21 protein-coding genes are annotated in these 25,036 nt (G+C 43.0%); 9 read left to right on the top strand and 12 right to left on the bottom strand.

Annotated features, from left to right (window positions below):
- Positions 1 to 22: 22 nt before the first annotated feature.
- The 4 genes from L4D05_RS13925 to tal all read right to left on the bottom strand — a co-directional run bounded on the left by L4D05_RS13925 (position 23) and on the right by tal (position 4,909).
- Positions 23 to 1,084, bottom strand: a complete 1,062-nt coding sequence (locus L4D05_RS13925; RefSeq protein WP_428752207.1) for a diguanylate cyclase domain-containing protein — start codon at positions 1,082 to 1,084, stop codon at positions 23 to 25.
- A 4-nt stretch (positions 1,085 to 1,088) separates the two neighbouring features.
- A complete protein-coding gene (locus tag L4D05_RS13930; protein WP_428752208.1) occupies positions 1,089 to 1,556 on the bottom strand; it encodes a putative pterin-binding protein in 468 nt (155 codons plus the stop codon).
- A gap of 343 nt (positions 1,557 to 1,899) precedes the next feature.
- A complete protein-coding gene (gene tkt, locus L4D05_RS13935) occupies positions 1,900 to 3,891 on the bottom strand; it encodes a transketolase (RefSeq protein WP_428752209.1) in 1,992 nt (663 codons plus the stop codon).
- 67 nt (positions 3,892 to 3,958) lie between these two features.
- Entirely contained in the window at positions 3,959 to 4,909 is a 951-nt protein-coding gene (tal, locus tag L4D05_RS13940) for a transaldolase (protein WP_428752210.1), read from the bottom strand.
- A gap of 420 nt (positions 4,910 to 5,329) precedes the next feature.
- Here tal and L4D05_RS13945 point away from each other — a divergent pair, with 420 nt between their 5' ends.
- Positions 5,330 to 6,325: a sugar-binding transcriptional regulator gene (locus tag L4D05_RS13945; protein ID WP_428752211.1), complete on the top strand. Its 996-nt coding sequence runs from the start codon at positions 5,330 to 5,332 to the stop codon at positions 6,323 to 6,325.
- Positions 6,326 to 6,406: 81 nt separating this feature from the next.
- Here the strand turns inward: L4D05_RS13945 and L4D05_RS13950 are convergent, their stop codons facing one another.
- The 5 genes from L4D05_RS13950 to moeA all read right to left on the bottom strand — a co-directional run bounded on the left by L4D05_RS13950 (position 6,407) and on the right by moeA (position 10,806).
- Positions 6,407 to 7,297: a LysR family transcriptional regulator gene (locus L4D05_RS13950; protein ID WP_428794380.1), complete on the bottom strand. Its 891-nt coding sequence runs from the start codon at positions 7,295 to 7,297 to the stop codon at positions 6,407 to 6,409.
- 191 nt (positions 7,298 to 7,488) lie between these two features.
- Entirely contained in the window at positions 7,489 to 8,322 is an 834-nt protein-coding gene (locus tag L4D05_RS13955; protein ID WP_428752213.1) for a sulfurtransferase, read from the bottom strand.
- Between the two features lie 12 nt (positions 8,323 to 8,334).
- Positions 8,335 to 8,643 (bottom strand): hypothetical protein, encoded by a 309-nt coding sequence (locus L4D05_RS13960; RefSeq protein ID WP_428752214.1) that lies wholly within the window; start codon positions 8,641 to 8,643, stop codon positions 8,335 to 8,337.
- A gap of 167 nt (positions 8,644 to 8,810) precedes the next feature.
- Positions 8,811 to 9,560: a molybdopterin-synthase adenylyltransferase MoeB gene (gene moeB / locus L4D05_RS13965; protein ID WP_428794381.1), complete on the bottom strand. Its 750-nt coding sequence runs from the start codon at positions 9,558 to 9,560 to the stop codon at positions 8,811 to 8,813.
- Between the two features lie 10 nt (positions 9,561 to 9,570).
- Complete coding sequence (gene moeA, locus L4D05_RS13970) at positions 9,571 to 10,806, bottom strand: molybdopterin molybdotransferase MoeA (RefSeq protein ID WP_428794382.1); 1,236 nt, start codon at positions 10,804 to 10,806, stop codon at positions 9,571 to 9,573.
- Between the two features lie 174 nt (positions 10,807 to 10,980).
- Between moeA and folE the strand changes: the two genes are divergently transcribed.
- A complete protein-coding gene (gene folE, locus L4D05_RS13975) occupies positions 10,981 to 11,634 on the top strand; it encodes a GTP cyclohydrolase I FolE (protein WP_250616004.1) in 654 nt (217 codons plus the stop codon).
- Positions 11,635 to 11,837: 203 nt separating this feature from the next.
- Positions 11,838 to 13,886 (top strand): hybrid sensor histidine kinase/response regulator, encoded by a 2,049-nt coding sequence (locus L4D05_RS13980; protein ID WP_428794383.1) that lies wholly within the window; start codon positions 11,838 to 11,840, stop codon positions 13,884 to 13,886.
- A gap of 217 nt (positions 13,887 to 14,103) precedes the next feature.
- Here the strand turns inward: L4D05_RS13980 and cqsA are convergent, their stop codons facing one another.
- From cqsA to clcA, 3 genes are all read right to left on the bottom strand, one after another.
- Positions 14,104 to 15,285: an alpha-hydroxyketone-type quorum-sensing autoinducer synthase gene (gene cqsA, locus L4D05_RS13985; RefSeq protein WP_428794384.1), complete on the bottom strand. Its 1,182-nt coding sequence runs from the start codon at positions 15,283 to 15,285 to the stop codon at positions 14,104 to 14,106.
- A gap of 212 nt (positions 15,286 to 15,497) precedes the next feature.
- Positions 15,498 to 16,466, bottom strand: a complete 969-nt coding sequence (locus L4D05_RS13990) for a TDT family transporter (protein ID WP_428794467.1) — start codon at positions 16,464 to 16,466, stop codon at positions 15,498 to 15,500.
- 111 nt (positions 16,467 to 16,577) lie between these two features.
- Complete coding sequence (clcA, locus tag L4D05_RS13995) at positions 16,578 to 17,978, bottom strand: H(+)/Cl(-) exchange transporter ClcA (RefSeq protein ID WP_428752220.1); 1,401 nt, start codon at positions 17,976 to 17,978, stop codon at positions 16,578 to 16,580.
- Positions 17,979 to 18,486: 508 nt separating this feature from the next.
- On the opposite strand from clcA, the gene L4D05_RS14000 reads away from it, so the two are divergent.
- From L4D05_RS14000 to rbsD, 6 genes are all read left to right on the top strand, one after another.
- The gene (locus tag L4D05_RS14000; protein WP_428794385.1) at positions 18,487 to 19,482 is read left to right on the top strand and encodes a CobW family GTP-binding protein; all 996 of its coding nucleotides are present in this window, start codon (positions 18,487 to 18,489) and stop codon (positions 19,480 to 19,482) included.
- A gap of 217 nt (positions 19,483 to 19,699) precedes the next feature.
- The gene (gene gltS, locus L4D05_RS14005) at positions 19,700 to 20,926 is read left to right on the top strand and encodes a sodium/glutamate symporter (protein ID WP_428752222.1); all 1,227 of its coding nucleotides are present in this window, start codon (positions 19,700 to 19,702) and stop codon (positions 20,924 to 20,926) included.
- Positions 20,927 to 21,036: 110 nt separating this feature from the next.
- Positions 21,037 to 21,717: a type 1 glutamine amidotransferase domain-containing protein gene (locus L4D05_RS14010; protein ID WP_428794386.1), complete on the top strand. Its 681-nt coding sequence runs from the start codon at positions 21,037 to 21,039 to the stop codon at positions 21,715 to 21,717.
- 235 nt (positions 21,718 to 21,952) lie between these two features.
- Entirely contained in the window at positions 21,953 to 22,516 is a 564-nt protein-coding gene (locus L4D05_RS14015; protein WP_428794387.1) for a sugar O-acetyltransferase, read from the top strand.
- A 260-nt stretch (positions 22,517 to 22,776) separates the two neighbouring features.
- On the top strand, positions 22,777 to 24,354 hold the full coding sequence (locus tag L4D05_RS14020) for a putative bifunctional diguanylate cyclase/phosphodiesterase (protein WP_428752225.1): 1,578 nt from the start codon (positions 22,777 to 22,779) through the stop codon (positions 24,352 to 24,354).
- A gap of 233 nt (positions 24,355 to 24,587) precedes the next feature.
- Positions 24,588 to 25,007: a D-ribose pyranase gene (rbsD, locus tag L4D05_RS14025; RefSeq protein WP_428752226.1), complete on the top strand. Its 420-nt coding sequence runs from the start codon at positions 24,588 to 24,590 to the stop codon at positions 25,005 to 25,007.
- The last annotated feature ends 29 nt before the right edge of the window (positions 25,008 to 25,036 follow it).

Consider the following 25,036-nt stretch of genomic DNA (forward strand, 5'->3'; position numbering starts at 1 on the left):
CTAGGTGGGTGAGTCAGCGTTATTAGAGGTTCTGTGCGGCAGCCTTTCTGCGGGAAAGTAGTGTTAGGCGTTCAAGTAGCATAGAACGGTGTACTTTTTTTTCGTGAATCAAAGAAATATCCATTATAAGCTCTAAATCACCCAAAAGGATGGGTTCGCCCAAACTTTCTCGCATTGCTCTTAGTGTGTTATCGGTTTGAGAGGCTTGACTGAATTTGCTTAGTACGATTAAAGTTGAACCGCTATAACGATACAAATTAAAGCGGCTATCGATTAAAGATGATACTTTCTCAGCTGCAGATTTTATTAAAATATCGCCGTAATCAATACCATATTTATGATTGACTTCTTCGAGGTTTAAAACCCGAACAGACAGTATACTGTAATAAGGCTGTGAGAATGGCAGTTTAAGGTCATAAGTGAGCGCAGAGCGATTCATAAACCGAGTCAGTGGGTCTCTTCGGTGAATGGATGTTCTAATCAAAGATTCAAGCCAAAAGATAAGTATGATAATGGTAAATAAAGAAACAAGGATAATAGTAGTTATCTTTTGTAAAAATAAAAGTCGCTCTAACTCGTGACTATTTTTCTTATACAATGGGCTTTGTAGCCGAAAGTTGGCGTTAATAAAGGTGATAACTTCATTGTAGTTAAGGATAACTCGATGTTTAATGGCATCTTGTTTGATTTTACCTTCTTGATAGAGTTGGAGAGATTTTTCTAACTCTTTAAATTTCTCAAACTGCTCTGAAAAGAAATAATAATAGTTAGCGTCTTTAATGAAGTTTGAAGACTCACGGCTGTTGAGGATTATATCAAATCGACTCCATGTTAAATCAAAATGCAGCCACAAATTTTTGGGGTCAATGGGTGAAATCCGGATTTCAGTTACGAATTGAGAGTACTCTTTGACTAATTGAAAAACGAACCACGTGGCTTCGTTCTTACGCTCAGAAAAGCTATCGTTTATAGTGTTTACTTTGTCAATCGTCATCACATTGACGGCCAACGCTATGGTTGTTAAAAGCGCCAGAAATAGTTTTATAATATTGAGAGGAATTGTTTCGATTAGGTATTTTATCATAGAGCTACATTTGAATATTTTTGAGCTGCCAAATCATTTTAGCGTGATAATCGGTAGTGTCTAACTCTGGCTTTGAGGCGATTGGAAATATTACCCAAAATGGTCCCTTATCGCGAATAGACATGGGCGCGTCATCTTTGTGAATGGCGATAATTGGAGAATAAGTTTCAATGTCTGATTTAGGTATATCGATTTGATAGTTGTTCAGAGCGATAAAGGTCAGGTTTTGAGGGAGGGTAAGGTTGGATTGTTCGAAAAGGGTTTGCAGTGTTACGCCACGAAAGGTCGCTTCTTCTTCAAGCCAAGGTAGCGTTGTGGTGATGGTAGTTTGTGGCATATCAAGAAGCTGACTATCGGAAATGACATACTTAACATTATTAGTGTCAATAATAGTTAACTGGCTTGAGTAGACCCACTGGCTGAAAAACACGGTTATAGCAATTCCCAGCGTCTTCATGATCAACGTTCTCATAATCGGATTCCTTCCGCTTTAACGATTTTGTGTCCTTATTGATAGTCTAGGAAGTACATGAAGAGTATCAAGCACGATCCTGTTTCACTTTTGAGACAGTTATCATTATGCAACTCGTGTTAATTGCTGCGGTTCGTTAGGGCGAGTTATTGGGTGAAAGGGATAGGTAGGAAGAAAGGGATAGGCAGTTGGAGCGGTCACCCAAAGGTCGCGAATAGAGTGCGGTCATTGGAAAGACGAAGTGCCATAACGGGAACCCGCTATGGCACTTAATAGATTAGAACGACATTTTTTTGTGCTTAAGTTACATCACATTGCTAATGTATTTTGGAGAAAGCGTCGCTTACTTTAATAGCTCACGCGCTGTATCAACAACGTTCTCTGTGGTAAAGCCAAACATCTTGAATAGCTCACCTGCGGGTGCAGACTCACCAAATGTTGTCATACCGATGATCTTGCCACCAAAGCCAACATATTTGTACCAGAAGTCAGCGATACCGGCTTCAACTGCAATACGAGCTGTCACGTCAGATGGAAGTACAGATTCACGGTACTGCGCATCTTGCTTATCAAACGCGTCAGTTGCTGGCATTGAAACCACACGTACCGCTTTACCTTCCGCTGTAAGTTGCGCAGCCGCTTCAACCGCTAGCTCAACTTCAGAGCCAGTAGCAATTAGAATTAATTCTGGCTTACCAGCACAATCTTTTAGGATGTAACCACCCTTAGCGATGTTTGCGACTTGCTCAGCGTCACGTTCTTGCTGTGCTAGGTTCTGACGAGAGAAGATAAGTGATGTTGGACCATCTTTACGCTCAATAGCCAGTTTCCAAGCGACTGCCGATTCAACTTGGTCACATGGGCGCCATGTACTCATGTTTGGCGTGAGACGTAGAGAAGCAATTTGCTCAACTGGTTGGTGAGTCGGCCCATCTTCTCCAAGACCGATAGAGTCATGCGTGTAAACTTGGATGTTTTGAACCTTCATCAAAGCAGCCATGCGCATTGCGTTACGCGCGTATTCCATGAACATTAGGAATGTCGCACCGTAAGGAACGAAACCACCGTGCAGAGCGATACCGTTCATGATAGCCGTCATGCCGAATTCGCGCACACCGTAGTGGATGTAGTTACCAGAGAAGTCTTCTGCCGTTAGCGACTTAGAGCCAGACCACATGGTTAGGTTAGAAGGCGCAAGGTCAGCAGAGCCGCCCATGAATTCAGGAAGCATTTGACCAAATGCTTCTAAAGCATTTTGAGACGCTTTACGCGATGCGATGTTTGCTGGATTAGCTTGTAGATCGGCAATGATTGCCGATGCTTTTTCTTCCCATTGTGCAGGAAGCTCGCCGTTTACGCGGCGTTTGAATTCAGCTGCCAGCTCTGGGTATGCTGCTTCATAAGCTGCAAATTTCTCATTCCACGCTGCTTCCTTAGCTGCGCCTGCTTCTTTCGCATCCCACTCTGAGTAAATTTCCGACGGAATTTCAAAAGGACCATGCTCCCAACCTAATGCTTTACGTGTTGCTGCAATTTCGTCAGCGCCTAGTGGTGCACCGTGACAGTCGTGCGTGCCAGATTTGTTTGGAGAACCAAAGCCAATCACTGTTTTAGTGCAGATTAGAGTAGGGCGAGGATCGGCTTTAGCAGCGATGATAGCCGCATTGATAGCATCAGCGTTGTGGCCATCTACTGCTGGGATTACGTGCCAGCCGTATGCTTCAAAACGCTTTGGTGTATCGTCAGAGAACCAGCCTTCTACTTCACCATCAATTGAGATACCGTTGTCATCCCAGAAAGCGACCAACTTACCAAGACCTAGTGTACCCGCTAGAGAACAAGCTTCGTGAGAGATACCTTCCATCAGACAGCCATCACCCATAAAGGCATACGTGAAGTGATCTACGATGTCGTGGCCTTCTTTGTTAAACTGTGCCGCGAGTGCTTTTTCAGCCATCGCCATACCAACAGCATTTGTGATGCCTTGTCCTAAAGGACCAGTTGTTGTCTCGATGCCTGGTGCGTAGCCGTACTCAGGGTGGCCTGGTGTTTTAGAGTGTAACTGGCGGAAGTTCTTAAGGTCTTCAATTGAAAGCTCGTAACCTGCCAGGTGAAGCAGCGAGTAAATTAACATCGAGCCGTGACCGTTAGATAAGATGAAGCGGTCGCGGTCAGCCCACTCTGGGTTAGATGGGTTGTGGTTTAAGTGCGAGCGCCACAGCACTTCAGCGATGTCAGCCATACCCATAGGGGCGCCTGGGTGGCCAGAATTTGCTTGTTGTACACCGTCCATGCTTAAAGCACGAATAGCATTAGCGAGTTGTTTACGATTCATGGTGTCTTCCAAAATTTATAAAGGGTAATAAAAAAGGCACCTGTTATCAGTGCCTTTTTGAATTGGGTTATAGTTTTGCTGCAAGCATTTCTTCAAGCTTACCTTGGTCGATAGCGAAGTTGCGAATGCCTTCTGCTAGTTTTTCAATCGCCATTGGGTCTTGGTTATGATCCCAAAGGAATTCAGCGTGAGTCATAGGCGCAGGACGTGCTGCTTCGCCTTTTGAATCGATCAGTTTTTCTACGACTTCGCCTTCTGCTTCTTCTAGTTCTTGCAGCAGGTTAGGGCTAATGGTTAGACGATCACAGCCAGCTAGCTCAAGGATTTCTCCGATATTACGGAAGCTCGCACCCATGACAACAGTGTTGTAACCATACTCTTTATAGTAGTTGTAGATAGAGGTTACTGATACAACGCCTGGATCTTCTTGTGCGTCGAAGTCACGACCTTCTTTCGCTTTGTACCAGTCCATAATACGACCAACAAATGGCGAGATTAAGAAGACGCCTGCTTCCGCACATGCACGAGCTTGTGCGAATGAGAAAAGAAGCGTTAGGTTACAGTTGATGCCTTCTTTTTCTAGTACTTCAGCTGCGCGAATACCTTCCCACGTTGATGCAAGTTTAATTAGGATACGGTCATTGGTAATACCGGCATCGTTATACATCTTGATAAGCTTACGAGCTTTAGTAATGCTGCCTTCTGTATCGTAAGAAAGACGAGCATCAACTTCTGTAGAGATACGACCAGGGATAGTACTCAGGATCTCTTTACCAATGCTAACGGCAAGCATATCGCCCGCATCTAGAAGCTGTTGGTTTTTGTCTTGGCTCTGACCTTTCGCATACTCGATAGCTTGATCGATAAGAGGCGCGTACTCAGCGATTTGTGCTGCTTTCAAAATGAGAGAAGGGTTAGTCGTTGCATCTTCTGGTTGGTATTTACGAATGGCTTCAATGTCGCCAGTATCGGCGACGACAGTCGTCAGTTTGCGTAGTTGCGCTAATTTATTGCTCATCGGTACGTTCCTATAGTTGAGGCAAGGCCGTCTCATAATAAAAGGTCGACATCAGTAGCGCTTGTGTTGGCTACTGCACAGAATCCTAATCAGCGAGCATTCATGCGTGAGCATGTGTTTGGCTCGTGAGTAAATGTTGATTCATATTTAACTCATGTAGGCTGAAAGTCAATAAAATATACCTGGTAAATTGCTCATTCATCCGATTACTTTCGGTTTTTGATAACGGTAGCGCACTTTTGTAGATTGGTTAGCACCAGTAAAGGCGTGGTTATCCTCGACTAGCTCACAAAATAGGCTGAGATATTGTAATGTGATTGAGCAAATGTCACGAATGTCGTATGCTCATACATATGTTCAGTGTGTGAACTAATGTATGCCTGTTTGTGGTCAAGCAGGCTCGAAAATAGAGTTAAGTGTATGGATAATTCAGAAACAAGTGCAGACGTACTCACTGAAATCGCAGTCGCGTATTATCAAGATGGTGCGACTCAAGAGGAAATCTCGAAAAAATTTGGTGTTTCTCGTGCAAAAATTGGCCGACTGCTCAAGCAAGCGAGAGATGAAGGGATTGTCGACATAACAGTAAAATATCACCCAGTATACAGTGCCAAAATAGAGCAGAGATTGATGGAGCGCTTTGGCGTAAAGCGGGCGTTGATTGCTTTAGACCAGCCCGATGGGCAGTCCCAACGTAATCAAGTGGCGGGTTTAGTATCAAACTATCTTGCGCAAACATTGAAGACGGGCATGGTGGTCACGGTTGGGCAGGGTCGTAATGTATCTGCGGTAGCTCATCATACTGGAGTGATCAGCCCGCGCGCCTGTAAGTTTGTGTGTGGCATTGGTGGTATTCACCCGAGAGGTGGTCTTTTTAATGCCGACCATATATGCCGACAGTTAGCGAAGATCTATGGCGGCTCATCGGAAACTCTCTATGCGCCCGCGTATGCTGAGAATAAAGAGCAAAAGCTCGCCTTTATGCAAAATGCAACTATCAAGCAAACACTGGATTTAGCGCGTAAGGCCGACATGGCACTCGTTGGTGTCGGTGATATGAGCGAAAATAGTTATATGGTTGATTTAGGGTGGTTTACGGCTGATGAAGTGGTTCAGTCACGGCTTCACCAAGGCGTTGTCGGTGATTTTGCAGGTTATGATTTTTTTGATATCCATGGTCAAGCTGCGAATACCGTTATGAGCGATCGCGTTATCGGTTTAGGTTTGGAAGAGTACCGAATGATTTCTGAAGTGATTGCTATTGCATCGGAAAATAGTAAACCTATGGCGTTGCTTGGAGCACTCAGAACTGGCGTTATTGACGTTATCGCAACAAGCGTAAGTAACGCACTGACGGTCTTGAACCTCGATGAACAGATGAGAAATATAGAAAGTAGTCAAACCCCTTCAACTTGATGAGTGCTGGCTAGCACGGAGTCAGTGATAGGTATGGTTCTCTAAATGGGTTGTCCAGCAAACTTACTGTCAATCAGCGGTTCAAGAAAAGTCCCAACCTTTGAGTATGCTTAATAGCGTTTGATAACGGGCTGGTAGTTCTCTTCGTTTCTTTTTGATGAGATAAAGAGGCTCGCTGATGACGTTCGGGGTAGGAGTCACGCTTACTTGATTTTGATACGCTGAGTGATTGATGGCAATTTTAGGTAGCACGGTTAACCCAACTCCCATAGCAACCGGTTGAAGAATTTGACTCAACTGGTTGATATAAGTCACTTTAGTCAATTTTGACCAGTCCAAATCTTGCAGCGCTTTGTCACCACTGTGTTCAAAAAACTTCTCAAAGTAGTGTTGCGCATCTGGGTGAGCCACGACACCCAATGATTCAATATCACTCAAAATACTCGGGCTTGGAGGATGATTTTTGGGCATCACGAGGCTGATTTCTAAATGCCCAATGGATTCACATGTGAGTTCAGACTGGTTAGGCATGTAGGTAACAATGCCTATATCAGCGCTTCCTGAAAGGACATCTTGAATGATTTTTCTGTTGGGGCCTGCCTCTAGGTGCGTAGATAGTCCTCGGTATTCGGTTTGCAGCTTAATAAGCTCAGGGTAGATAGCGGTAGCAATAGCACCGGGTGCTGCAATGTGAAAAGCACCTTGATGTGGGTTATCGAAACTGAGCTGTTCTTTTAGCAAATCTTCATGCTTGGCAAGGTTCACCGCGTATTGATAGACGATATGCCCCTGCTCAGTCAGTTCGAATGTTTTACCTTCACGGCGAATAAGCTCAGAGCCTAAATCTCGCTCTAATTTTTTAATGTGCTGGCTGACTCCTGGCTGAGTCATGAATAACTTTTCTGCCGTTTGAGTAAAGTGACCCACTTCGACGAGGGTTCTAAAAGTATGTAGCCAAGTCGCGTTTACCATGAATCTCTCCATAACAAAACGTTATCATGTAATCAGTATACGATAAAATAGTGCTTTATAAACACTCGAATCTCATCTCATGAGTCAGTGGCTGCATTATCGCAACCACTGATTTATGTTGAGTGAAGCTCTGCAAATAATAGTGATTTAAATTAATCGGACGGGATCTTAATTAATAAGCCAAATAGTGATTAGCACTCGATTGGCAGGTCGTGTCTCTGTCCCCACTCAGTCCAAGAACCATCATAAACGGCAAGGTTATGATACCCGCACATGGAAGCACCAAGCGCCAAAATACAAGCGGTGACACCAGAGCCACAACTAAACACGAGTGGTGTGTGTTTATCGTCATTGATTGAAGAAAATAATGGTTCAAGTTCATTAACGGGCTTTAATGTACCATTTCGCATGAGCTCCAAAAATGGCAGACAAACAGAGGAAGGGATGTGTCCACTGCGCAAGCCTTCTCTAGGCTCTTTTACTTCGCCGTTAAACCGGGCATGTGCGCGAGCATCAATAATAGTTCGCGATCGCTTGTTGGCAATGGCTAATACTTGCTCCGCGTTAAGAAAGCGCTCTGGGTCAATGGTCTGTTCAAGCGTACTCGGTTGGGGGGTAACAAATGCTGTATCAACGGGATACTGATGTGCCTTCCATGCAGGGAGCCCGCCAGATAATACATAGACATGCTCTAACCCTAGTGCTTTTAGCATCCACCAAGCGCGAGGGGAGGCGAATGTACCTGAGTTGTCATACACCACTATCGTCGATGTTGGGGTGATACCAAGTTGTGAGGCTAGTTGATTAAATACTAACTCTGACGGCATCATATGTGGCAGGGGACTATTGGAGTCACAAAAGACGTTGTCATAGTCAAAGCGCTGAGATTGCGGAATTACTCCACTGGTGTCCTTTGTTGGCTCCATTGGAATTTGAAACTCAATACTGGCATCTAAAATGACTAGTGAGTCATCTTCACCCAATTTTTCATATAACCATGAGGGTGTGACAAGTGGCGATGTCATAGCATTTTCCTTCTATTGCTGCTGACAAGAAACCAGTTGATAGGTGCTTGTCGAAGAGAGTGGGCTTTGTAGCTGATCCAACGTAGCAAGTGTGCCGATTTGGCAACGACGTGCAGGATCTGTGTTGACTCTTACCGTCGATTTATCGGGTAATTCAATGGTTAAATAGTAGCGGTTGCCATCTAAAGACTGTGTCAGAGTTTGGCTGATTACTTGACCTTGTATTGTGTCGACCGAATGCGTTAAAGGAAACCAGAGAAGGGCGACCAGCAGGCCAAGACCTGCGCCGAGTAGGATAATTGCGGCTTTCAATGATTTCACAGTGTACTCCTTAAGCGTCTGAGACAATAACGCTAAGTCTTAACATCATTAAACCTTAGCGTCACGAAACCCTAACGTTTTAAAGCATTAAACTCCTAAGCATTGAAGTCGGTTTAGCAATACGGATAATAGTTTGCTAAACCGAAGGCTTTCATCCATTTAAAGCGTTAGCGACAAGTAGGGCAGGTTGGGGATTTAGGTAAGCCCAGTTCGCGCCAAGTCAGGGTCAATGCATCAAATAACAATAGTTTGCCTTTTTTAACTTGACCATAGTTCGCAATGACTTTAATCGCTTCTAAGGCTTGCATTGCACCGATAATGCCAACAACGGGTGACATGACACCGGCCTCTACACACGATAATGACGTTTCTCCAAACAGCGCACTTAAACACTGATAGCAAGGGAGCTGCTCATCGTCATAGGTAAATACCGATATTTGTCCTTCCATCCGAATTGCGGCACCACAAACCAGAGGTGTTTTCGATTCAAAGCAAAGCCGATTGAGTTGATTTCGAGTATCAACGTTATCAGTGGCATCCAGAACAAGCGAATGCTGTTGTATTAATTCAGATAATGCGGAGTCATCGAGACGTTCTTGAATAGCAATAATCTTAGCATTTGGGTTTAGCGCTTGTAGCGATGCCTTCGCTGACTCGACCTTTGCCGTACCGATATCCCCATCAGTATGGAGTATTTGACGCTGTAAATTAGAGAGTTCAACGTGATCGTCATCAACGATAGTTAATTGACCAACTCCAGCCGCAATCAAATATTGACTGGCAGCGCAGCCTAAACCGCCTGCACCAATCATCAATATTGATGACTGTTTAAGTGCCTCTTGCCCTTCAAAATCAAAGTTCTTCAAGATGATTTGACGGTTGTAGCGAAGCATTTCCTTGTCGGAGAGAATATCCACAACGTCCACCTCAATAAAGTGTTGAATTGAGAAGTTGGATTTGCACTGTCTCTCCAACCGACACATTTCCTCGGTCTTGCTCAAGAACAACAAAGCAGTTTGCCAAACTCATTGAACGGAACGCGCCGGAGCTTTGGTTACCTGTTGACTCTACTTCAAACTTGCCATCTACAATGGAGTAAATGCCACGTTGGTAGTCTGTTCGACCGGGCCCCTTTTTGAACGCGGTTTTAGTGGTTGCAGGGATGGACTCGGGAGCTTTCCATTGTGTATGGCCAGCCAGTTTTGCAATGAGTGGCTGCACTAAGACATACATGGTTAAGACTGCAGAAACAGGGTTGCCAGGGAGTCCACAGAACCACGCGTGGTCAAGCTCACCAAACGCAAAAGGTTTGCCTGGTTTGATAGCGAGCTTCCAAAAGCCGATTTGCCCTAACTCTTCAAGGATGTCTTTGGTGTAATCTGCTTCACCAACGCTAACTCCGCCAGAGGTAATGACAACGTCAGCCTCTTGTTGGGCGCTAATAAAGGTGTGACGCAGTGTTTCTTGGCAATCTGGGATAATACCAAGATCAATGGCTTCGCAGCCAAAGTTATCAATGAGAGGTTTGATACCGTAGCGATTGCTATCATATATCTGACCATCTTGCAGCTTACTACCTAACGGTCTGAGTTCATCACCCGTAGAGAAAAATGCCACTTTTGGTTTTCTGAATACCTTGATGTGGCTAAAACCCAGTGTCGCAATCATTGGAATATCGCGAGCTGTGAGGCGAGCGCCTTGTGCCAGTACAACATTACCTTGCTCTACGTCATCGCCGGTTGGACGAATGTTCATATTATGCTTGATGTTGTCTTGGTTGAAAGTAATGGCATTACCGTTAACCTGCGTATTTTCTTGCATGATCACGGCATCGCAACCGGTAGGGATTTTTGCCCCAGTCATAATTCGAATGCAGCTTTTCTCAGGCCATACACCTTCAAATGGTTGGCCCGCAAAAGACTTACCAGCAAGCGGCAATGTGGTACTTTGTTCTAAATCGGCAATACGAACGGCGTATCCGTCCATTGCAGAGTTGTCAAATGGTGGCACATTCATTGGGGAGCGTAGATCTTCGGCTAGGACAAACCCTAATGCTTCAGGAAGCGAGCGTTCAATGATGTCTGTAATTGGTTTGATTGGTGTGAGCATTTTTGATAATGCTTCTTCTATTGGCATTAAGCCCGGAGCGTCGCAGCAACCCATAAAATATGTCTTCCTAATTCATTGCTAATATCAGGCTAACTTTATCATATTTTTATCCTGTAGCCCCTAAGTAAAGCAGGGCTGTACGACAAAACTAACGATAAAATGGGGGTGTAATTCAAATGGATTCCGAGTATCCTGTCGTCCCTTGCGGGACTAGTAAGAGGTATACAAATGTCAGAGTTAAGCGAATCAGCACAATTGGTCAAGGAAGCTCTCTCGAAGCGCGGGTTAGAGACACCAATGTTGCCAAACACCGTCAGTCGAGAAGAAAAAAAAGAACGCATTGAACATCATATGCGGGAAATCCTTACGTTACTGCAACTCGATTTAGCTGATGATAGCTTAATGGAAACGCCACAACGTATCGCGAAAATGTACGTAGATGAAATTTTTTCAGGCTTAGACTACGAGCGTTTTCCTAAGATCACCGTCATTGAAAATAAAATGAATGTCAGTGAAATGGTACGTGTGAAAGATATTACGGTCACGAGTACCTGTGAGCATCATCTCGTTACCATAGATGGTAAGGCCGCAGTGGCGTATATTCCACGCGGTAAAATTATCGGGTTGTCTAAAATCAATCGTATTGTAAGGTTCTTTGCTCAACGACCTCAAGTACAGGAACGAATGACGCAACAAATTTTAGTGGCGTTGCAAACGCTACTTGAAACGGATGATGTCGCCGTAACTATCGATGCAGTGCACTATTGCGTTAAATCCCGAGGGGTCATGGATGCAACCAGTGAAACCACCACAACGGCATTAGGCGGAATCTTCAAATCTATCCCTGCAACGCGTCATGAATTCTTACATGGACTGCGATAATGTGATGTTTATTCACTAGCCAATGACTATTTTTACAACAACGCCTTCTAGATCTGAAGGCGTTGTTGTATTTCGTATCCGTTTTCAGCCATACTATTGATAATCGAAGGAAATTATAAGACAGAGTTGGCATATTTCTCTAAGCAATGGGTGCGATGTTTTTTTCACCACTTGCGCTAACCTCAGTCTCGCTGGACGAGTGGATGAGCAGACTTCAAAAGATCTACAATTATGCAGAGCCAAACCTATTTTTAGTGGTAATAATGGGCGGGTTAGGCTACCCGCTGTATTACTGGGTATGGGAGTTTCTATTCCCTCAACCGTATGAGAACGTGTGGCTAAGACTTTTTTGTAGTGCGTCTGCACTGTTACTAGCGTTTCGTCATTCGTTTCCTAGGTACTTTAAGAAATACCTTCCCCATTACTACTTATTCGCCATCGGGCTTTGTTTGCCCTTTTTCTTCTTTTATATGATGTTGATGAATAATTGGTCAGATGTGTGGGTGCTATCCTTCATGTCGTCTATTTTTATTCATATTTTGCTGGTTCACGATACACGTGTGATGTTTATACAAGTTGTGATATCACTGTTACTCGCGACTGGTACGGCGTACTTTGCTTCTAATGGCGCTATTGAATTAGCACATAAAGCTAGCTACATCCCTATTTTTGGCTTCACCTATATTTTCGGAAATCTGTTTTACTTTCGAAATCAAACTGAACATGAAGCTAAGGTGTCGATCGCTAAGTCGTTTGGTGCTGGTATTGCCCATGAAATGAGAAATCCATTGAGTGCGTTGCTATCCTCGTTTGAGGTGATGCGTTCGGTGGTACCCAACAGCAATTCTTCTTATCGACACTCTTATCATCTTAATGCACAAGAAATACAGACAATGAATGACATTATTGATGATTCAATGAAGGTTATTTGGGCGGGTAATGAAACCATTGATTTGCTGCTGACATCGATCGATAAAAACAGAGTATCGACGTCGACGTTTTGCAAACATCGTGCGAAAGTGGTGTTGGAAAACGCGGTGAAAAGTTACGCTTATAAAAATGAATCAGAGCGTAGAGCGATTCATTTAGAGATCGATGAAGATTTTGAGTATCTAGGTAGTGACACACTATTAAAGTACGTGGTTTATAATTTGTTAAAGAATGCGTTTCGCCACCGTGGAACCGGTAAGTTCAGTATTTCTATACGTTCAAAGAAAACTAGCGATGGCTACAGTTTGTTTTTCAAAGATACAGGCTTAGGTATTGAACCTGAATTGATTAAGAATATTTTTGAAGATTTTTATACGACAGGGAAAAATGGCACATTTGGATTAGGGTTATCATTTTGCAAAAAAGTGATGACATCGTTTGGAGGGAAAATTAAGTGTCGTTCTACCCAAGGAAAATGGACTGAGTTTGAACTTCAATTCCCGTATTATACCTCCAATAAAATCACTCATATTAAGCGCGAGCTAATGAAATCAAAATCCCTACTTTATATTGGCCAAGCGCATTCTTTGATTCAGGAAAAACTGAGTGAAGTGAGTAGCCAAACTGAATTGACACTCAAAACGGTATCGATGGAAGAAGCTTCAGAGTACGAAGAGCATCAATTTGAGTATAACCTTATCGTAATCGATGGCCGACTTGATCGCCAAGGCTGGGCGTTTATGTCTCGATTAGAAGGTAAATTGTCTTTTACTGAAGCAAGGATCGCATTTCTACATGATCCTACCGATACCCGTAATTTATATTTTCAACGTTATGTCGCGATAGAGTTGTTCGAATGGCAACAGTTTTTTGATAAGACGGCGGACTCGTTAGACTACCTGATGTTTGATCAGCTAAAACAGATTGATCACGTACAGTCGTATAATGAGATCTCAACTCAGAGAACGGTCATGATCGTTGATGATAATCACTCTCTTCGCTCTATCACATCGATTATGCTAGAAAAGCAAGGGCTGCATGTTTTGCAGGCTGAAAATGGCCAAGTCGCTTTAGATACGTTAAAGCAAGAATCGGTGGATCTAATATTGATGGATATTGAGATGCCAGTACTCGATGGCTTGACGACGACGCGGATGATTAGAGAGTCTAATGAAGAGTATGCATCTATTCCGATCGTGGGCTACACCGGAGATAAAAGCGAAGAAACCGTTATCAAAATCAACGACTTTGGTATGAACGATTATATTGTTAAACCTACGCCAAAAGATGAGTTAATTGATAAAGTCGCGTCTTGGATCTAGTTATTCATTCATCATCGATGCTTCAGCATTCTATTTGTAAACTCACTGCGCCGTTAGTCTACCGTTGACTAACGGCGCTGCGAGTTTCGAAGGCCGGATTAGGCGTTCGCTTACCACCGGCCGTTGGTTACAAGTCTTACTTTATCTTTCATTACTTGTCGCTATCAATCGTATCTTTACGTGGGATAGCGCTTACTTTAAAGTCATGAAGCGACCGTTAGTCAAAGGTGAATTCAGGGTTGTCCCACGCTTGCTGACACACATTAATAACACGGTCTAACTCATCTATAGTGTGCTCTGCATTAATCGAGAATCTCAATATATGCTTACCGTTAGGCGTCGCTGGTGGGCAGAATATTGAACCGAAAATTCCGTTACTCTCAAAGAAGTTACGAATCTTAAGTGTGTTCTGCGCATCACCAGTATCGAGACCAAATATTTGAGATTCGCTACGAATGTCAAAACCAATGTTTCGCAATGCTCGATTTAAGTATTCTGCGCTGCTCTGCAACGTCGCACGTCGCTCATCTGATTTTACAATGACATCAAGAGTAGTTTCCAAGCGCTTCATTTCATAAGGAAGCATAGCTGAACTGAAAATAGCAGGGTAGGCCACCATAGGAATACAGTACGCGGTTTTCTGATTGGCAAGTATTGCGCCTGCACGGTAAGAAAACGTTTTAGCCAAGCTAGCAGTAATAAAATCGACATGGGCGGTGAGGCCAAGCTCAGCCACTAGGCCTGCGCCTTTTGGACCATGGGTTCCAAGAGAATGCGATTCATCAACGACCAGAGCACATTCATGTTCATAAGAAATGGAAACAAGGTCAACCAGTGGCGCAATAGTCCCAATGGTACTGTAAATCGAATCGACTAAGATGATGCCAGGTCCATTACGCTTAATTTGCCTTGCTAGGTGTCGAGTATTGTTATGCATAAATGGATGAAGTTTTGCGCCTGCTATTCTCGCCCCCTCCCAAAGGGATGCGTGGGCAAAAAAATCTATATAAACATTGGTGTCTTTATTGCAAATCGCTTGCAGCAAATTCACATTTGCTGTCCAACCTGATTGTGCTACCAAGCAACTTTCAAATCCAGTAAGTTGTGCGAGTTTGGTTTCAAAAGCCGGCTTCTTATCGCTGCCTAGCAAGAAAACACCCGACATCAACAGGCTTTCGTCGTTTTCTTGAATGGCACGAATATGTGCATTTTTAATGGTTTCGTTGCTATTGAGACTCAGGTAATCGTTGGTCTGCATGACGACATCACCCGCCTTTGGTTGCATCCCACAGATAATCGGTTTTTTATCGGCATTAGAATGAATACGATCTTTTATGAAAAAATCATGTTTTTGGGTAATAAAGTCAGGGAGAGCCTTTTTAATCTGAGTTAAATGCATAACAGTATTCTCTGAGTAATTGAAATTATATGTCGGCCGATGCACTTATTTATTGCCGATAATAGAATGACTGTCACTACCCAAAAACTTATTCTTTGGTGATACCTGCAGAATGAACTATAACTTATATTAATATATTGATTTTGCTTATACCTGTTGGGGGTCTAGGCAAAGTGAGGCTTATCGTTTAAGCCTTGTTACTGATAAAAGCATCATTTTTTGTTCGAGTATTTTAACTCAGGCCAATACATAGTAACAAACCCAACACTCACCCAAATAACTGCAAACGTAGCGATGGTGAGTTCAAGAAACCCAAACTTATGAAGCCAGTGCCATTGAGGGTACTCAACCTCGAAAAAGGCAGTGAGTCTATGCATGGCGATCGAGCTAATAACGGAGGGGAAAGTAATCGCAGCGATGGAGGGTTGAAACTTGAGTTTAAGAAGTCGGAAGTAACATAAATATATCATTAGAGTCATGGTGATAGCGATGCCAGCAAGCGCTCCAGTCAGGATCGGATCAGGCTCATCAAAGTTTACTAGATAGGCAGCTAATGTGAGGTTAATTGGCGCTGCCATAATTGCAATGGTTGGTCTTGCTCGTTTCTTTAGCATGCCTTCAAAAACTAGGCGATATAGAACTAGCGGTAGCATAAAAAAGTAAATGCCAATACAGACACTCGCAATGGTCTCAGAATATACAGTATGTCCAAACTGAGTGCCTGCGAGTGAGCTACTAATTAAGCCAACTGGATATAGAAACCAACTTGGGAGAATATTTGCAATTTTAAAATTACGTAATTGGTAGAAGAAAAATAAAACGGCAAGTGAGAGGTGAAGGGTTAAAGCTGCAAACCACAAAGGATATGCAATAAGTGGCAATATTAATGCTAAATAATCACAAAGAATAAGTAACGCCATACTCATTGGAGCCATTAAGCTACCAGTAATTGAGTTTTTTATATCCGCTGAAAAAATATGCTTATTTAAAAGGTATTTTAATAAAACCGGGAGCAGCAGCAGGGCACCAATACTCGCCAGAATCGGTTGTATTTGTTTACCTATATTTGGCAAGTACAACGCCCAAGCATGTCCAAGCCCTATAATACCAAGGGCTAATGAGGCCTGTGAGGTTGGAACATTGTGAAACTGAGTCAGTCGTTTTAGAGCAGCTATATACATCGTCACCTAATCAGTTCCCTATGATTATTTAAGTGAATACTGCCAGCGCCGATAGTTAAGCACTAGAAGTCTAGCCGTCTGATTGTATCTCAATTCATTTGAAATTGCGCCCTAGTTTTCTCGACTTGGCAGATCCTCTTGTTTCAATTTAGTATTCTTTAATGTGCGGTGAAGAAGCTGACTATAAATTGGCTGACCACCAAGCATTTGAGCAATGATTGTTGCTCCCAAAGCGGTAATAATTAGTGGAAGAATAAGGTAATAGTTATTGGTCATTTCAATGACCAAAAGAATACCAGTGATAGGGGCACGTACCGTGGCAGAGAACAACGCCCCCATTCCTGCAATAGCGAAAACACCGGGCTCAATAGGTAGATCAGGAAAGAGAAGTTGTGCCATTAATCCAAAGGCATAACCAAAGGAGGTGCCTAAGGCAAGCATAGGAGCAAAAATGCCCCCCGGAGCGCCAGAACCAAAGCAAATAAGCGTGGTAAATACACGGCCAATAAAGAGAATAAACAGAAATCCTGCACCAAAATCCCCATTGGTGATTTCAGGTATTAAGCCAATCCCACCACCTGTTAACTCAGGCACGTAGAGCAGTAAAAGCCCAAAAATACCGCCAATGACAGAACCTGTTAATAGGAAACGCTTTAGATCATTTTTATGCAGCTTAACAAACAAATCTTGAAATAGGGTGACGAGTCGATTGAAGGCAACACCAAAAATCCCAAATAGTGCACCGAGTACTAGGAACAACCATAATACTTGCATACTTGGTGAGTCATACTGCGGCATGCTGATTACCGCGCCCTGTCCATTGATAGAACGAAAGACAATAGTGGCGGCAACGGCAGAAATCAGTACCGCTTTAATTGATATTAAAGAGTAACGAAAGTGAGGGCGCATTTCTTCAACGACAAACATAATGCCCGCGAGTGGCGCATTGAAGGCCGCAGCTAAGCCACCTGCCGCACCCGATGCGAGTAGAGTATGCCGGCTATCATCATCTTTTACTCGAAATATGTCGGTGACCATACGACCAATATTGCCGCCCATCTGTACTGTCGGTCCTTCCCGCCCTAAAACCATGCCTGAGCCGAGTGCACCTAGGCCGCCAAAAAATTTAACGGGCAGCACTCTCCACCAACGTACTGGTCGCATGTTATCCATTGCGCCTTCGATTTCTGGAATGCCAGAACCAGCGGCTTCTGGTGCGAATTTGTGGACAAGGAAATAGCCGATGAATGCCAATAATGCGCTGATGATAAATGCAGAAGCCCACAGAGGGAGTACTGAGCCGATTTCGTCCTTTAACCATTCAGTACGGGTGTCAGTGACGAAATGAACACCAAGCTCAAACAATGTGCCAACAAATCCAGCTAATATACCCACAATACAGGAAAGAAAAAGCACAGAAACCGGCGTCTTATCCCTAGACAGAAACTGATTAATGGTTTCTCTAGGTACTCTGACGAGCAGTGACTGCTTAAATTTTTCTCTCTTGGTCATAAAAGTGTGGGCCTTTTCTATTTGACGGGGGATTTAGAACCGAAATTATACGAGTTCTGAAATAGACAAACAGTGACAAGTTTGCAAAGTAGTATTGCAATATTAGTGCGCTTAGAAATTGTGACCAGTTAGACATAAATAAACGTGTGGCAAACTTGTAATTAGAGGATTATGGTCCATAGTTAAAGCGTAGGGTATGTATTCGACAAGCACGGAGGATTTGAAGCCCCTACGTACAATTTGGATGTGAAATGTTACACATACTACTGCCTCGTAAATGATCTCAGCATCTCGTATGACTTAGAGATTCGCAAACTCACGATTGAGTAACGAGGGTCGAGGCGCACGCAAAGTGCGCCTTTTGTCGTTTATCATCCACGCTTTTTTAACGTATACATATAATTGGTGTTTTGTTGACCATTTGAAGTAGATTTTCAAATAGCGCACTCTGTGATAGCGCAGAAAACCGTTTATACTAAATGCATTATTTCAATTCATTGGATTTTGTATGTCACGTCAAGTTCCTACCAATATTATCACCGGCTTTCTCGGTGTAGGAAAAACAACCACGATTCTCAATTTACTTCAAAACAAACCAGCCAATGAGCATTGGGCAGTACTGGTGAATGAGTTTGGTGAAGTGGGTATTGATGGGGCGATGCTTGCCGATGGCGGGGCAATGATTAAAGAGGTACCGGGTGGCTGCATGTGCTGTACTGCTGGTGTTCCAATGTCGGTAGGAATTAACGCGTTGCTGCGTCAAAAACCAGATCGTCTAATTATTGAACCGACAGGGCTTGGTCACCCCAAGCAAGTGATAAAAACTTTAACATCGGAACAGTATCAAAATTACGTAGATTTACGCGCGACCATTACCTTAGTGGATCCAAGAAATTTATCTGATACAAAGTACCTATCTAATAATAATTTTAATGATCAACTCGCTGCCGCGGATGTGGTGATTGGCAATAAAGTTGATGAATGTCACTCAGAAGATATTGATGCTTTTAATGACTGGGTGAGCGTGCAAGAGCCTGCAGTGATTTATCATCAATTGATTAAACAAGGTAACTTACCTATTGAGCTGCTTGATATTGAGCGAAGAGAAGCCTTACCTTTGACAACTCAGAGTGAGCGAGAGCAGCAATTGCATGACCATAGTGATATGGAGCCAGTGTTTGAGTTGCCTCCAGAACAGTCATATATTCGCCGAGAAAACAAAGGCCAAGGGTATTTTAGTTGTGGTTGGATAGTCGGGGCGGAACACTTATTTGATTTTGACCAATTGTTTTCTATGCTCAGCGATTTAACGGCTGAGCGCGTGAAAGCCGTAGTGAATACCAATAAGGGCTGCTATGCCTTTAATGTGTCGAATCAGGTGGTATCGGTAAACGAAATTTCATTACAAGGCTATGAGTCAAGAATTGAAGTGATTGACAGTCAATTACTCCCGTGGACTGATTTGGAGGCCATCTTATTGGTTCTATGTGGTTTGAAAGCCTAAATCGTTCAACTTATAGGTCGCTTGGAATATAAGTGACTGAGGTTCAACTATCATTCGAAACTATCAGTATAGTCGCCATGTACACTCTAAAAAGTATCATGGCGTTTTTGTATTCTGCGCTGAAGATTCTGAGGAAAAATTGAATAAAAAGAGTTGGATAGAACAAAAAATACAGGCATGCTATTCGGTAACATGTTTCTAACAGGAAGTAAGATTGATGATTATTGAAAATGGTGCGGTTCACATTGACTCATTTATGGCAGTCACAATGGGGATTATTGTCCTTTTTGTTGGTCGACGGCTCAATCAAGTCGTCGGATTTTTAAAGGAATTTAGCATTCCAGAGCCCGTTTCTGGCGGTATTGTTTTCTCGGTACTTTTTGCACTTTTACATATGGTAACGTCCATTGAGGTTAGCTTTGATTTAATGGCGCGTGATGTCTTACTCGTTTACTTTTTTACCACTATTGGTATTAATGCGAGCCTTGGTGATTTAATGAAAGGCGGGAAGCCCCTCATTATCTTGTTGATTATTACCATTGGCTATATGTTGATTCAGAATATAACCGGTATTACTGTTGCAACAGCCTTTGGGCTTGAGCCTATTGCGGGACTGCTAAGCGGGACGGTATCCTTGATTGGTGGTCACGGAACTGCGATAGCGTGGGCGCCAAAAATACAAGAACAGTTTGGTCTCGATACAGCAATGGAAATTGGTATTGCCAGTGCAACATTTGGTCTGATTTTAGCTAGTATCATGGGCGGGCCAATCGCCAAGTTCCTCATCAAGCGCTATGATCTTAAACCTTCTCAAGAAGAAGCGATGGATGTTGGTGTCGCAGACTCTGCCTCAGAGACAAAAATCACCTCTTATGACTTTCTTGATGCCATGCTTGCAATTCATACTTGTATTATTGTTGGTGTTTTTCTAAATGAAGGTGTCGAACATTTAGGGCTGCAGCTACCACTGTTTGTGACTTGTTTATTCGCTGGTATTATTTTATCGAATCTGGTTCCGCATAATTACCCACGAATTACGGGGACGAGATGGCCAGCCAACAAACCTTCCATTGCACTGATAGCCGATATTTCTCTAGGTGCGTTTTTGGCGATGTCGCTTATGAGTATGCAGCTTTGGACGCTGGTTGATCTTGCTGGGCCTATTTTTGCGATATTAGGTGCGCAATTTGTTGTTGCTATTTTAGTTAACCTACTCATTATTTTTCCTGCAATGGGTAAAAATTACGACGCTGCAGTTATCTGTTCGGGTTTTGGCGGGATATCGCTTGGTTCAACCCCTACAGCAATGGCGAATATGTCAGCAGTAGCACAGAAATATGGGAACTCTCATCAAGCCTTTATCGTTGTACCTTTGGTATGCGCATTCTTTATTGATTTAGCTAACGCCCTAATCATTCCTTATTTTATGGGCTGGCTTGCGTAGCGATAAGAATAATATTTTCATTATATTGAGAAGCCATCAGGCTTCTCTTTTTTTTGAAAAACGGTGCCGATTCACTAGGATTAAGTCATGTGGATTAAGGAATGAAAAGAATGTCGTCTTATAAAGTACTGTTGATGGTCACTTCTCATGCGCGTTTAGGGTTTACTAAGGAAGCGACAGGTGTCGATTTAGTGCAGTTTGCCATTTGTCACGCTGTACTTGAAGCCCAAGGCATTCACGTGACGACTTGTTCCATTAAAGGAGGAATGCCACCTATCGATCCTTTGTATAACATTGATGGTACGGATCGTCAGCTAGCGGCTTCTCGTGACGCTTTACTAGGGTTGTTGGCGTCATCAAAGCGAATAAGTCATGTTAATCCAATGGACTATGATGCCGTCATCGTGTGTGGTGGCTATGGCGCGTTGTGGGATCTTACCTGTGATCCGGATTCGGTCACCCTGCTTGATAATTTTTATAGCAGTGACAAATATATTTGTGCATTTGGTCATGCGTCAGGCACGTTAATTCATGTAACTAGAGAAGATGACTCACCGATTTTAACTGGAAAAAAAGTGACAGGCTGCACTAATAGTGAAGAACTAGCAGGTAACCGAGGGAATGCTATTCCGTTTTCAGTCGAAGATGAATTGGTACGATGTGGCTCGATATTTACTCAAGCCGATAATGGTCAACCGCATGTGGTGGTCGATGGCTGGCTGATAACCGGACAGAATACCGCTAGCGTACGATCTGCGATTGATGCACTTGTGAACGCACTTAATCAATAATATGCCTCTCAATATAGCTTAGGCCAGCTCTAAGTAAATAGAGCGTCTTTGAGTCATTGACATATCCCATAACAAATCAATATTCCTTTGTTAGTCAATAGCACATAAAATATTGGGGACAAAACCAAGTCGAGCGCTATTATGTTGGGCAAACTGCCCGAGGGGAGAACCTCCCAATGATTGTTGTTAGCAATGGATTTCTGCATAAGTGGATGTCTAACGTGTTGGGTAAATAATGAAAACAGAAAAACAAAAAATGCTTGCGGGAGAGCCTTACCTCGCCTGGGATCCTGAGCTGTATCAAGCAAGAATAAGATGCAGAGAGATTCTTAAACAATTGAATGCCAGCATTCCTGATTCACCACAATGGAATGAAGCAAAAGAAACATTGATAGAGCAAAATGGGGGAGGGTTGTATCTCGAGCCTCCCTTTAGGTGTGATTATGGCAGTAATATTCAAGTGGGGAAAAATTTTTACGCGAATTTTAATTGCGTAATCCTTGATGTTAATCTCGTTGAGATAGGCGACAACGTTCTTTTGGCCCCAAACGTGCAAATATATACAGCGGGGCATCCGCTGGAGGCAAAGGCACGTGTGGATGAGGGGGTTGAGTTTGGATTGCCAATTAAAATTGGTAATAATGTATGGATTGGTGGTGGGGCAATCATTTGCCCTGGCGTTAATATTGGAGATAACACGGTTATTGGTGCCGGCAGCGTTGTGACGAAAGATATCCCAAGCAATGTGCTAGCGGTAGGGAACCCGTGTAAAGTGATCAAAGCGATTAATAACGACTAACGCAAATGTCACTTATAGCATTTTATTAGTGATCGTTAATGATAACTGGATTAATTGCGTCATTGTGTTGCGGTTAATTGATAAGGATAAACAAAGCGTCAAAAAATTGTTGTTTTATCAACGAATTCTTGACGTTTTATTTGATGTCAATTCCATAAATATTTATGATAGGGCGATTGTTATTATTGGGCTTATCATTAGTGGATCATATATCGTCAAATTCAGCGCTTGAATTGTCGTTCGGCTTGATAGCGAACGCAATGCAAAGTTGCGCCGCGGCAATTGTGATTACTGATGCTAGCGCAAGCATCAAGTATGCCAATGACCAGTTTTATCAGCTAACCGGATATTCTGCTGAGGAAGTCGCGAACCGAAACCCAAGCTTGTTAAAATCGGGAAAAACAAACCCAGAGACTTATCGCGAAATGTGGTCTGCACTGGGCTGCGGAAATTCGTGGTACGGTGAGCTTATCAATCGCAAAAAGAACGGCGATCTATTTATAGAAAAAGCCCAAATTAGCCCTTTTACATACGAAGGTAAAACGTATTATATTGCGGTTAAGCGTGATATAACCTTAGAAAAAGATACCACAGATAAATTAAGCGATCTGGCTTACTTTGACACTCTAACACGTTTACCTAATCGCACCTCTTTCTTTGAACACTTACAGCGTTTCCTAAGTTCGAATCTTTACTCATCAGAAGCTTACTCGCTATTGCTAATTGATCTTAATGAATTTAAATCAATTAACGACAGTAAAGGCCATGATTATGGTGATTCGTTCTTACAGGTGGTTGCTAGGCGCTTCAAGTCAGTAATTGGCGAGCAGGGTATCGTGGCTAGACTCGGAGGTGACGAGTTTGTTGTGCTACTCCCCGAGTGCAACTGTGATGATGCCGCTAGGCATGCACAGCGACTTATTGACTCTATTGCTTATATTGAAATTGGTAATAAGTATGAACGTGGCTCCGCAGCCATAGGTATTACGACCAAGTCGTCAAGAACCATAGAATCAAGCTTGCTGCTTAAGCAGGCTGATCTTGCAATGTATCGAGCTAAGCAGTGTCAGGCTAATTGGTTATGTTACACCGAAGAAATGGGAGAGCAGTGGGGAAGAAAGAAGGCGTTGGCGCAAAGGCTGTCTGACGCGATAGAGCAGCATCGTTTAGAAGTGAGCTTTATGCCGGTCATTGATCTTTCTAACCATGAGGTTGTCAGTTTTAAGAGCCGGTTGGCGTGGCACGACAAAGTGTTTGGTGAAGTCAATCGTTTTGAATTTATTCCCATTGCGGAAGAGAGCCAACTTATTCGAAAGCTCAATTTGTTTACCATTGAACAAGCGTGCAAATATGCGTCTGTTGGAGCGTTACGAAAGGTGGCGGTTAAAATTTCATCGCGAAACTTTGGGCATGGATCATTTGTTGAAGAAATTGTTCAAATACTTAAGCGTTATCAGTTACCCGCTGATTGTTTAATTTTGGAAGTGTTTGAAGAGTCCTTATCCAAGAAGCGCAGTGTCGACGAATTGTATCAGCTTGTAGAATATGGTTGCCAAATCACGGTAGCGGACTTTGGTATGGGTCATATCTCAATCTCAGAACTTCGTGATTTGCCGATTCAAAAAATTAAAATTAGTGCACTCCTCACAACAGAAATTGCCGAAGATGAATCAGTTGAACAAGTGGCCAAGGCCATTGTTGGTCTCGCAAATTTGCTCAATATCGACACAATAGCGGAAGGCGTCGAAAGTGAAGAACAGCTACGATCGTTGAAAGCGATTGGCTGTCATTTTGCTTCTGGTGATTACATTTCCACCCTTATGCAATACAGCGCTTAACGGCGCAATTCCGTTTCTGGTTACCTCTCTAGTCACCTAATATTCACAATTTGAAACCATTCACGTTTAATGCATCGATACGTTTCGATGTGGTGATCGTGATCACATTTACTCTAGTGCTCACTCGAAATTTTGGATAATCGCGCTAGGATTACAGCCATCGAAACGTATCGATGGTGATGATTCTACTGTAGTCGTTCATCAACGATCTAAAGAACCGAGCAGGTACAAAAATGAAAAAAAGTGCACTAATCAATTCTGAGCTTTCATATTTAGTTGCCACTCTCGGGCATACCGATGAAGTTACTATTTGCGATGCGGGTTTGCCTATCCCTGAAGAAACACAGCGAATTGATCTCGCACTAACACTAGGAGTGCCATCATTTCTGCAAACGGTCAAAGTTTACTTAGCTGAAGCTCAAATCGAAGGTGTGCTGCTGGCGGAAGAGTTTAAACGTGTCTCTCCAGAAGCTCACGATGCATTGATGGATCTGATAGACAGTGAAGCAAAAGCAACCCAAAAAACGATTTCAGTCACGTATGTCTCTCATGAAGAATTCAAAGTAAGAACGCAAGATTCAAAGGCGATTGTGCGAACCGGTGAATGTACACCTTACGCGAACGTGATATTTCAATCTGGTGTTGTGTTTTAGACCAAAAAATTATGTGCGAGCAGGACAGC

This window comes from Vibrio nomapromontoriensis, from assembly GCF_050337205.1.
Classification (GTDB): Bacteria; Pseudomonadota; Gammaproteobacteria; order Enterobacterales; family Vibrionaceae; genus Vibrio; species Vibrio nomapromontoriensis.

Coding starts and splice junctions, on each gene's coding strand:
- L4D05_RS13980 (WP_428794383.1), top strand. CDS start 11,838: ATGAGCAGACTTCAAAAGATCTACAATTATGCAGAGCCAAACCTATTT.
- L4D05_RS13930 (WP_428752208.1), bottom strand. CDS start 1,556: ATGAGAACGTTGATCATGAAGACGCTGGGAATTGCTATAACCGTGTTT.
- moeA (WP_428794382.1), bottom strand. CDS start 10,806: ATGGGTTGCTGCGACGCTCCGGGCTTAATGCCAATAGAAGAAGCATTA.
- clcA (WP_428752220.1), bottom strand. CDS start 17,978: ATGACCAAGAGAGAAAAATTTAAGCAGTCACTGCTCGTCAGAGTACCT.
- cqsA (WP_428794384.1), bottom strand. CDS start 15,285: ATGCATTTAACTCAGATTAAAAAGGCTCTCCCTGACTTTATTACCCAA.
- folE (WP_250616004.1), top strand. CDS start 10,981: ATGTCAGAGTTAAGCGAATCAGCACAATTGGTCAAGGAAGCTCTCTCG.
- L4D05_RS13950 (WP_428794380.1), bottom strand. CDS start 7,297: ATGGTAAACGCGACTTGGCTACATACTTTTAGAACCCTCGTCGAAGTG.
- L4D05_RS13945 (WP_428752211.1), top strand. CDS start 5,330: ATGGATAATTCAGAAACAAGTGCAGACGTACTCACTGAAATCGCAGTC.
- tal (WP_428752210.1), bottom strand. CDS start 4,909: ATGAGCAATAAATTAGCGCAACTACGCAAACTGACGACTGTCGTCGCC.
- L4D05_RS14000 (WP_428794385.1), top strand. CDS start 18,487: ATGTCACGTCAAGTTCCTACCAATATTATCACCGGCTTTCTCGGTGTA.
- rbsD (WP_428752226.1), top strand. CDS start 24,588: ATGAAAAAAAGTGCACTAATCAATTCTGAGCTTTCATATTTAGTTGCC.
- L4D05_RS13990 (WP_428794467.1), bottom strand. CDS start 16,466: ATGTATATAGCTGCTCTAAAACGACTGACTCAGTTTCACAATGTTCCA.
- L4D05_RS13925 (WP_428752207.1), bottom strand. CDS start 1,084: ATGATAAAATACCTAATCGAAACAATTCCTCTCAATATTATAAAACTA.
- L4D05_RS14020 (WP_428752225.1), top strand. CDS start 22,777: ATGCAAAGTTGCGCCGCGGCAATTGTGATTACTGATGCTAGCGCAAGC.
- L4D05_RS13955 (WP_428752213.1), bottom strand. CDS start 8,322: ATGACATCGCCACTTGTCACACCCTCATGGTTATATGAAAAATTGGGT.
- gltS (WP_428752222.1), top strand. CDS start 19,700: ATGATTATTGAAAATGGTGCGGTTCACATTGACTCATTTATGGCAGTC.
- L4D05_RS14010 (WP_428794386.1), top strand. CDS start 21,037: ATGTCGTCTTATAAAGTACTGTTGATGGTCACTTCTCATGCGCGTTTA.
- tkt (WP_428752209.1), bottom strand. CDS start 3,891: ATGAATCGTAAACAACTCGCTAATGCTATTCGTGCTTTAAGCATGGAC.
- L4D05_RS14015 (WP_428794387.1), top strand. CDS start 21,953: ATGAAAACAGAAAAACAAAAAATGCTTGCGGGAGAGCCTTACCTCGCC.